The organism is Holdemania massiliensis AP2 (assembly GCF_000327285.1).
Taxonomy (GTDB): domain Bacteria; phylum Bacillota_I; class Bacilli_A; order Erysipelotrichales; family Erysipelotrichaceae; genus Holdemania; species Holdemania massiliensis.
The window spans coordinates 1-8,260 of record NZ_HE998572.1; the positions used below are offsets into that span (position 1 = coordinate 1).

The following is an 8,260-nucleotide window of genomic DNA, read 5'->3' on the forward strand; positions in this document are numbered from 1 at the left end:
AAAGATCGAAGCGCTTGACTCTCACCGAGTCAGCTTAGTTAGTATATCCCGAATCTTTACTTTTGGCAAGTCTTTTTTTCACTTTTTTTAGTTTTTTTCCAATCGAGCCATTTTCGCCTTATTTTAAAGCCTTATTTAGGATTCTGCCTAACTACTATCCAACACCTTTCCCAGTTTTAATCATTTTATACATCAAGTTTAAATTATTTCTTCGATAGCCCTGTCATCCCCCGTTCTTTTCTATATCGATATAGCCGTCTTGAATTAACAAAGAAGCTTTGATTCAGTTCTTACTGAGTCAAAGCTTCTCGCTTCCGGAACTTTGCAGCGTTGTATGCAGCAGTTCCAGATATTCGTGGTACAGACACTCAATCTCTTTTTGATTGAATGGTGATTCTTTCTTTTTAATCTTGCCGATCAGCACATCCATCTCTTTTTCTACGGCATGCTTCAGCGGTTCGCTGTATCCCATTTCACGGCCATGCTGAACATATTCGTCTTCATCCAAAATCTCAATTCGTCCATCTGGAAACAACTTGACATCCAAATCATAATCAATATTCTTAATTGCTTCTCCATCATATAAACTAGGCGAAGCAAGATTACAATAATAATAGATACCGGTTTTCCGAATCATTGTAATCACATTGTACCAGTGATCAGGATAGAAGAAGCAGATTGCAGGTTCCCGTGTAAACCAACGGCGTCCATCGGCTTCCGTGACCCAAGTTTTGTTAGTCACGGCAATCACCCGGCGTACACCCGCTTCAATAACGAATCCCTTAGCCCATGTCCGATGCAGCGAACCATCATGCTTGAAACTCTGAATGTAGACTTGCGATCCCACCTCAGGCAGCATGTTGATTCACCTCGTTTCTTCTTTTTACAAAAATCTTTTTTATTATACCTCTTTTTAGTCTGGACGAAAAGAGGGGAATCCAGTCGGATCCGTCAGTACAAACCGACTGAGAACCAACACCGATCCACGCATAAAACATTTTGCATTGCCCATACTCTGAGAAGAAAGGAGGCTGGATGATGAAAACACCGCCGAAAATGCTTTCCCCGAAAGATTGCTCCTACTTGGCAGATCTATTGGAAACGCTGCTGACTACAGCCAAGAAAGCAGAGGATTACAGCCAAAAGATTGAAGACCAGCAAGTCAGCGATTTTGCTGCTCACTACTACGAGACTTTGAAAAGTCAATATTCCATTCTGACCGATGAACTGAAAGGAAGTGTCAACGAATGAGCAGCCAGGAAGTCATGAATCCGAAGTCCGAAATTTTACCGGACGAGAAACGCTTTAACGACCGCGACCGGCTCAATGATCTGTTGATATCCATCAAGCATATCACATACATGTATTCTTTAGCCTGTCAGGAAGCCAGCAACAATGACCTGTATACAAAAGTGTTCGGTCTGTTTCAGGAAAGCAGCCAGCTGCAGCGGAAAACATACGATCTGATGTTTGAAAAGGGCTGGTATAAGCTGGAAAAAGAACAGACCCAGAAAATTGATACCAAGCACCAAACCTTTAAATCGGAAGAAAGTCAGTTAAACTAAGTTCATTTTTGTTTTCTCCCTTATTGAAATAAAAGAAAACCCGCAGGCTTGAGCGATGTCCGAAGACAGGCTTCTCTCTGCGGGGATTTTTTGTTAGAAAACGGCTGATTGCTGAGTTTTTCTGATCTAATCGAAAACAGGACTTTTTATTTCTTGTTCATCGCCGGTTTGAGGCGAGGCATGACTAACGGCAGCAGCACCAGGCACAGAATCGCTGTTGGGATCATATAGGCCGCATTGTAAAGAAATGACGGCCAATAATCCAAACCCCAAACCCAGGTTCCGGACAGCGTGCTGGAAAGCAGCCGGATCAGATTAGTAATCAGAACTCCGGAATAAAACCATTTATAATTCGGAAACAGGCTTGCCAGTCCGTAAACGGAAAAGGCGATGAAGTAGTCGAGCAGAAAGCCGAGCAGGTCCGGTGTATACATCGGTCCGGTAACATACTGCAGCAGAATCGAAAGAACGGAAACGACCGTCCCTTTCTGCCAGCCTAAATGGTAACTGGCCATTAAAAGCGGAATGACCGATACGCCCAGTGAACCGCCGTTGGGCATCTGTAAAATTCCGAGGGTGTTGACAGCGACGTCAAGTACGATGAATAATGCAGCGTACAGCGCCATGTAGACGAGATCTTTGGTTGTCCATTTCATAAAAAAACACCTCCAAGTGTGAGGCGTAAGGAAAAATCAGTAAACTCCCTACGCTAGTTTTACCTAGATCAGGTGATAAGGGTTTGTTCCATCGTTGGATCTCAGCATTTGCTCCCCTGTTCACGGTAAACATTATAGCACATTCTGCACGGAAACGTTCCTTTTTTCTGCCGATTCCTGTAAAATATAAAAAACGGAGGAATCATGATGGAAGAAAACTTAACAATGAATCTGGAGTCTTTGCTTGACAATGCCAAAGCGCTATGTGCGCAAGAGACAGACCGGATCTGCTGCCTGGCCAATCTCAGCGCGCTGATCATGCAGAGTCTGCCGAACTTGAACTGGGCGGGATTCTATCTGATGAAAGAAAACAAACTGATCTTAGGTCCTTTTCAGGGAAAACCAGCCTGCACGCATATCGCCTTGGGCAAAGGGGTCTGCGGCACTGCCGCTTTGCAAGGAGAATGTTTAGTCGTGCCGGATGTCCATCAGTTCCCTGGTCACATTGCCTGCGATGAGGCCAGCCGCAGCGAAATTGTCGTTCCCATCCGCCTTCACGGTCAAGTGGTGGCTGTCTTGGATCTGGATGCCCCGATCCCCAACCGGTTCGGCTTGCAGGAAGAAACAATACTGCGGGAATTAGGCGCGTGGCTAAGCTCCTTATTTGAATTGGATTAAGAAAATGCCGGCTGGGTTTCAGCGCTTGTCAATAGAACGAAAAAAAACAATACAAAGCAAAAAGCAACGGGTCACTTTTGTCCTCGCTGCTTTTTATTTCATCTTTTTTTATTTTTTCTGACTTACTATTTACCGGACCCGCCGACAGAACGACGGTCTTTACTTGTTAAAATAAGCTTGGCTGCAGATAACGGGCATAAGGATGATCTTTGACAAAATAGCGGACGGCCTCATCGATCGCCGCATCCGCTTTAAACAGCTTCAGATCAGCCATTCCCACCTTTCCCTTTTTTACAAAGCCCTTTTCTTCCAGCCGTTTGCCCACTTTGTTGAAGATTTCACTGTCGATATCCAAATCCAAATACTTCTTCCACATTCGTTTGCCTTCCAGCTCCACCGCTGCACCGCGCAAAATAACCGGTCGGATCTCACTGCGGTATTCCGCTAAATGCAGAGCTGTGCAGCGTTGATAGTCCACGCCCATTAACAGCACTGAGCCTTTCAGCTCATACAGCCGGGCAGCCGGTGATTCTTCAGACAACGGAAAATGCAGCGACTGGTGATTGCAGAGCAGTTTGGCATATTTGCCCCAGGCAACGTAGGCACAGTTGGGATGATGAGAAATGACAATCCCATCCCGACGGCGTAAATTTTCAACGACTGCTCCCATCGCCCGGGTGTCGGTTTCCTTTTTATTAAAAGCCGGCATCTGTTCCCGGACCGTTTTGATCAAATGCCGTTCAATCGGCGGGTTTTCCCAGGCCGAGGGTTCCGTATTATCTGAGCATTGCAGCGCCATCAAAAGCGTTCCGGAATAACCGACGGCCTCGATCAGCGCATTGACAACCGTCTGGGCGCCGCCGCAGACATAACCAAAAGCGCTCAGCGACGCATGAACTTCTAGGATCATGCCGGCACTGACGCCAATTTCTTTAAGCTGTTCTAAGATTTCCTTCTGCGAGATCAGCTGCGATATCGCTTTTTGTGGTGTTTTCATCCGGCCCGACGCTCCTTCGTTGACTTGCCTTTTTATTATATCACGTTCCTGCCTATTTTATAAAGAGGGCAGCCGAACAAAAAGGAAGCCCTTACGAACTTCCCCGTACCCTCAAATCTCTTTTTCACAAGCCTTGCTCAAATTACAACACAGTTAAAATATCCGCGGTCCATTTCAGCCTGAGCCAGCCGTTCTGCTTCCGCTAACGGCGTCATCGTGCGGCCGCAAAACTGCAGCCCTTCCTCACAAACGCCAAAAGGCCGGTAGCGCAGCAATTTATAACGGATTTTCCCCCGAAGCAATTCATTGACCGCCCGCACCGTCCGCGCGTTTTGTTCCGGAAACTGCGGCAGCAGTACGGTCCGAACTTCCTCCAACTTTCCGCTATCCCGCAGCAGAATCAAATTATCCAGCACCTGCTGATTCGACGCGCCGGTCAGCTGGCTATGGAAAGGTTCATCATAAGCTTTCATATCCAGCATCACGCCATCGCACAGCGCCAACAATTCAGGGTATTTTTCAAACGCGAAGACCCCGTTGGAATCGATCAGACAGGTTTTCCCCGCCGCCTTCACTTGGCGAAACAAATCCGTGAGAAAATCGGCATAGAGCATGCATTCCCCACCGCTGACCGTAATCCCTTGAACAAACGGGAAGGTTTCCGCAATCTGCTCAAACAATTGATCGGGAGTAAGCTCACTGACTTTGCAGGAAGCATGATGGGGGCAAACATGAATGCATTGATCACAGCCGACACAGCGGGTTTCATCCCAATGAACTTGGCCATCCCGAATTGTTAAGGCAGCGGCAGGACAGCCGGGCACACACTTCCCGCAATGATCACAGAGACGCCAGGTTTCGGGATTATGACAATAGGCGCAGTGCAGCGGACATCCCTGGAAAAAGATTGCACAGCGGTTGCCCGGACCATCCACATTGGAAAACGGAATGATCCGGTTGATCAGCGCCTTCATCGCTCCAGCTTTTCTACCCGCCGGTCCAGAGCCTTTGCCTTATCCCGCGCACCCTGACCGAAAATGCTGACATTATTGAGCGACTGCTTATGCTGATCAAGCTTCGCCAGTTCACTTTTCTTAACCAGATAACCGGTGACCCGCACGACGTCATTGTTTTCCAGATAGCCGGAGAAATAGCGCATGCCGCTCTGCATCGCGCCTTTGATAATGTCGCCCAGCGCCTCCGGCGTATTCAGCCATGTTTCTTCAAATTTAAAGATATCGCCAATGCCGGTCGGGAAAAAGCCATGCATCCGAGCTGCGTGCTGGATCTGCTTCAGCATGCCCGGTTCTGCTCCCACCGGAATCCGTGCTCCCGGAGAGTTCTCACGGCCGTCGGAATCAATGCCGACCTGAGCATGAAGCCGGAAGTGATGATCGGTGCAGTCACAGTAAGCCGAAGTATAACCGGCAACCAGATCGCTTAAGCGCTGCAGAATCGCTGCGCCCAGATCGTCAGCTTGCGGATTGTTGCCGTAGCCTTGCTTCGGATCATCGATGTGCAGCAGATGATTGACGCATTCTGCCAACCCGACCATGCCGAACATGCCGGTAAAGTTTTCAAGCTTGACAAAGCCTTCGGTCACTAAGTAATTGGCTTTAAAGAAGGCGCTTGTCTCGACTAAAAAGTGAATCCGGTCTTCCATCATTTCCAGCATAACCTGTGTATAATGCGGCAGCACATGATCCAGGAAATCCTGCGGATCTTTGGCCTTCAGCGAGCATTCGTACAGCCGAATCCGCGGCAAAGTAAATCCTCCGCCGCCAATTTTCAATCCATTGTAGCAGGAGGCGATGGCATAGTCTTCACCCCACTCGCGCGTAAACATCCGATGATTGGCAAATGAAGGCTTGGCGGTTTTCAGCATGCACAAAGCGCAGCGCTTAAGAAAATCATCCGGGGTCAGTTCCGGATCATATTTCAGCGTCAAATTCGGCATCGCACACTGCATTTCCTCTGTCAGCTCTAAGATCAGCTCGCCGGTTAAGGTCGCAGACGGACCCAGATCGGCATGCACGAAGGAATCCGTCAGCGTACGGTCAATGTGCAGCAGAAACATCTTCAGAATCTGTTTTGCCCGCTGCGGTGTTTCCTTGACGACAAACGGTTCGAGCAGCTGATCGAGATTGCCCAGATAAACCGGGAACGAAGTGATCGAAGGAACATGGTGATACATGATCAATAACGCCTGAGTGGCTTCCAATAGATCCGTCGGCGGGGTTAAGCCGAGAAATGAAGATCCGCATTCCATCAATCGAGTATAATCCGGACAGATATACCGCGGCCGATAAGGAGCCAGACCTTCACCCAAATCGCAGAATATGCCCTCGCTTTGTCCCTGAAGATATTCAGGACTGCGTTTTAGTGTGTCATCCATATTTTCCGCCAGACGGGCTAAAGCGAGCAGCTGTTGTTGATAAGTCAGTGTTTCATCACGAATAATATTCAATACGTCTTCCATGTTTTTTCTCCTTTTTCTTTCTTCATCGAGATTGTGGATTTCGCAAGCGGAGTACACCGCTGTTTTTGAAAGAGAAGGTTAAATCTGTGTCAGATCCTGCCATTGGCAATGCAGCCGCGCCCGCCAGTGATCCAAGATCGCGGGTTTTAGCCGGGGACTGACGGACAGCGGATCGCTCAAGGTCAGCGCCGCAGCGCCGGCGGCCCGTTCCGCCGCCGTTTGAAGCGGAACGCCCTGACGGCGGCAGCTCAGATAAACGGCAAAGAAGCAGTCACCGGCACCGGTGGTATTGACCGGCACGATGGAATCCAGGCTCATTAACAGCCGCTGCTGTCCCACGGCCAGCGCCGTTCCCTGAGCACCTAAGGAAAGCACGGTTTCCTTGATCCCTTGAGCGGCAAACCAATCCAGAGCCGACCGGATCTGCGCCGGTGTTTCAATCGTGAATCCGCACAGTCGTTCGGCTTCTGCCCGATTGGGTTTGAAATACGTCAGCTTGGGCAGAATGCAGCGGGCTTTTTCACTTTTAGACGCACTGAGCGGATCCATGGCCAGCAAGCAGTGAGCCTGCCCGCCAATCCATTTGATCAGTTCGGGATCAAGATTGGTATCCCAAATCAAGACATCCTCCGGATCCAGCGAATCAAGCACTGGCTGCAGAATTGCAGGATTCAGCTCGTTCAAAATGCCCATGTCAGCCACCGCGCAATGCAGGTCATGACGGGGATCCAAGATGGCAAGAAACGCCGATGTGCGCTGCCCCTTCAGAAGCTGAACCGCACGCATATCGATGCCGCACTGCCGCCCCTGTTCAAGAATCCAATGGCCAAAGCTATCATCCCCAACAGCACTGACTAAACTCACCGGTTCTTGCAAGCGGGCTAAGTTTTCAGCGATATTGCGGCCGACCCCGCCCAGCATTGTCTGGATTGTTCCCGGATTGGAATCGTGCAGCCGCAGCGGCTGATCCGCACTTCCGATCAAATCGACATTGGCTCCGCCGATGACGACAAACCGGCTCATTTCTGCAGGCTGCGGTTGTGTTCTTCCTGCATCTGCCGCAATTCCTGTTCCTGCAGTGCGACAGCTTTTTCCGCAACAATTTTCTGAGCAAAGGCGCCGGACGCCATTTTTAACGCCAGATTATCAAACGGAATTTGTTCCGGCTGTGCCTGCAGCGCCAGCTGCGGGTCGATTTCCGCCGCTGCCCTTTTGAGTTCATATTCCTGCTGCATGCAGAACAGATTGTAGGCATTGCGGGTTCCGCTCAAATGGGCCTGATACAGAATCCCGACGCGCACCTCCTTGATCGTCACCACCTGTTTCAAGATCGTGATCGCGACCAGATAAGCCAGATGCACGCGATTGTATTGCTTCTTATGCGGAGCGGGAATCAGATTCAGCTTTACATAGTTGTTGACCATCGCCGGCGTGATAATCTTTTCATGATTCTGGCCTAAAAGCAAATCCAGATACCGATCCATCAACGTCATGACCTGATCCATATACAAATCAATATCCGGCAGTTCCTCCCACCGGGGCAGATGGACAGCGTTGAGCTGCTGCGCCCATTCCTTCATTTCTTGTTCTGATTGTTTCATTTTATAACCTCGCTTTGATCTTCCGGTCTCAGTTTCATTCTGATAAAATCTGAAATAAAAACGGAACGCGGAAATTTCCAAGCAGCCCATCGCGCTCCGTTGGCGGAATTGGGATGCTGTGGATTTTCAACGTCTTTATTTTATCATAGAACAGGGGTGTGCTGCTGACAAATTTCGTCGTTTTCCTGCTTAGTTTCATAGACTTTCCCGAGGGAGTTCACTATAATATATCCGTTATAGTAAGAATAAAGCGAGGAAATCAACCATGAAGAACCCGGTTTTAA

10 protein-coding genes and 1 riboswitch are annotated in these 8,260 nt (G+C 48.9%); of the genes, 3 read left to right on the forward strand and 7 right to left on the reverse strand.

The annotated features are described in order from the left end of the window. Window positions 1–298: 298 nt before the first annotated feature. A complete protein-coding gene (locus BN162_RS16520) occupies window positions 299–859 on the reverse strand; it encodes a DUF402 domain-containing protein (protein ID WP_020226245.1) in 561 nt (186 codons plus the stop codon). A 179-nt stretch (window positions 860–1,038) separates the two neighbouring features. Between BN162_RS16520 and BN162_RS16525 the strand changes: the two genes are divergently transcribed. Both BN162_RS16525 and BN162_RS16530 read left to right on the forward strand, forming a co-directional pair. Then, window positions 1,039–1,251: a hypothetical protein gene (locus BN162_RS16525; RefSeq protein ID WP_020226246.1), complete on the forward strand. Its 213-nt coding sequence runs from the start codon at window positions 1,039–1,041 to the stop codon at window positions 1,249–1,251. Beyond that, window positions 1,248–1,565, forward strand: a complete 318-nt coding sequence (locus BN162_RS16530; RefSeq protein WP_020226247.1) for a spore coat protein — start codon at window positions 1,248–1,250, stop codon at window positions 1,563–1,565. The genes BN162_RS16525 and BN162_RS16530 overlap by 4 nt, the downstream gene beginning before the upstream one ends. A 146-nt stretch (window positions 1,566–1,711) precedes the next feature. Here the strand turns inward: BN162_RS16530 and BN162_RS16535 are convergent, their stop codons facing one another. Next, window positions 1,712–2,221: an energy-coupled thiamine transporter ThiT gene (locus tag BN162_RS16535; protein ID WP_020226248.1), complete on the reverse strand. Its 510-nt coding sequence runs from the start codon at window positions 2,219–2,221 to the stop codon at window positions 1,712–1,714. Window positions 2,222–2,249: 28 nt separating this feature from the next. Then, window positions 2,250–2,349: riboswitch (TPP riboswitch) on the reverse strand. A 79-nt stretch (window positions 2,350–2,428) separates the two neighbouring features. Here BN162_RS16535 and BN162_RS16540 point away from each other — a divergent pair. Then, complete coding sequence (locus BN162_RS16540) at window positions 2,429–2,899, forward strand: GAF domain-containing protein (RefSeq protein WP_020226249.1); 471 nt, start codon at window positions 2,429–2,431, stop codon at window positions 2,897–2,899. Between the two features lie 166 nt (window positions 2,900–3,065). Here BN162_RS16540 and BN162_RS16545 read toward each other — a convergent pair whose 3' ends face one another. The 5 genes from BN162_RS16545 to BN162_RS16565 form a co-directional block, all read right to left on the reverse strand. Beyond that, window positions 3,066–3,896: an AAC(3) family N-acetyltransferase gene (locus BN162_RS16545; protein WP_020226250.1), complete on the reverse strand. Its 831-nt coding sequence runs from the start codon at window positions 3,894–3,896 to the stop codon at window positions 3,066–3,068. Window positions 3,897–4,033: 137 nt separating this feature from the next. Further along, the gene (locus BN162_RS16550; protein WP_020226251.1) at window positions 4,034–4,870 is read right to left on the reverse strand and encodes a YjjW family glycine radical enzyme activase; all 837 of its coding nucleotides are present in this window, start codon (window positions 4,868–4,870) and stop codon (window positions 4,034–4,036) included. Next, window positions 4,867–6,375 (reverse strand): YjjI family glycine radical enzyme, encoded by a 1,509-nt coding sequence (locus tag BN162_RS16555; protein WP_020226252.1) that lies wholly within the window; start codon window positions 6,373–6,375, stop codon window positions 4,867–4,869. Before BN162_RS16555 ends, BN162_RS16550 begins: the two co-directional genes overlap by 4 nt. Window positions 6,376–6,453: 78 nt before the next feature. After that, complete coding sequence (locus BN162_RS16560; RefSeq protein WP_020226253.1) at window positions 6,454–7,398, reverse strand: carbohydrate kinase family protein; 945 nt, start codon at window positions 7,396–7,398, stop codon at window positions 6,454–6,456. Continuing rightward, on the reverse strand, window positions 7,395–7,976 hold the full coding sequence (locus BN162_RS16565) for a DUF1836 domain-containing protein (RefSeq protein ID WP_040452462.1): 582 nt from the start codon (window positions 7,974–7,976) through the stop codon (window positions 7,395–7,397). Before BN162_RS16565 ends, BN162_RS16560 begins: the two co-directional genes overlap by 4 nt. Window positions 7,977–8,260: the final 284 nt, after the last annotated feature.

Bases quoted from the DNA above. Each gene is read 5' to 3' on its own strand.
- BN162_RS16520 (WP_020226245.1), bottom strand. From the start codon at position 859: ATGCTGCCTGAGGTGGGATCGCAAGTCTACATTCAGAGTTTCAAGCAT.
- BN162_RS16525 (WP_020226246.1), top strand. From the start codon at position 1,039: ATGAAAACACCGCCGAAAATGCTTTCCCCGAAAGATTGCTCCTACTTG.
- BN162_RS16530 (WP_020226247.1), top strand. From the start codon at position 1,248: ATGAGCAGCCAGGAAGTCATGAATCCGAAGTCCGAAATTTTACCGGAC.
- BN162_RS16535 (WP_020226248.1), bottom strand. From the start codon at position 2,221: ATGAAATGGACAACCAAAGATCTCGTCTACATGGCGCTGTACGCTGCA.
- BN162_RS16540 (WP_020226249.1), top strand. From the start codon at position 2,429: ATGGAAGAAAACTTAACAATGAATCTGGAGTCTTTGCTTGACAATGCC.
- BN162_RS16545 (WP_020226250.1), bottom strand. From the start codon at position 3,896: ATGAAAACACCACAAAAAGCGATATCGCAGCTGATCTCGCAGAAGGAA.
- BN162_RS16550 (WP_020226251.1), bottom strand. From the start codon at position 4,870: ATGAAGGCGCTGATCAACCGGATCATTCCGTTTTCCAATGTGGATGGT.
- BN162_RS16555 (WP_020226252.1), bottom strand. From the start codon at position 6,375: ATGGAAGACGTATTGAATATTATTCGTGATGAAACACTGACTTATCAA.
- BN162_RS16560 (WP_020226253.1), bottom strand. From the start codon at position 7,398: ATGAGCCGGTTTGTCGTCATCGGCGGAGCCAATGTCGATTTGATCGGA.
- BN162_RS16565 (WP_040452462.1), bottom strand. From the start codon at position 7,976: ATGAAACAATCAGAACAAGAAATGAAGGAATGGGCGCAGCAGCTCAAC.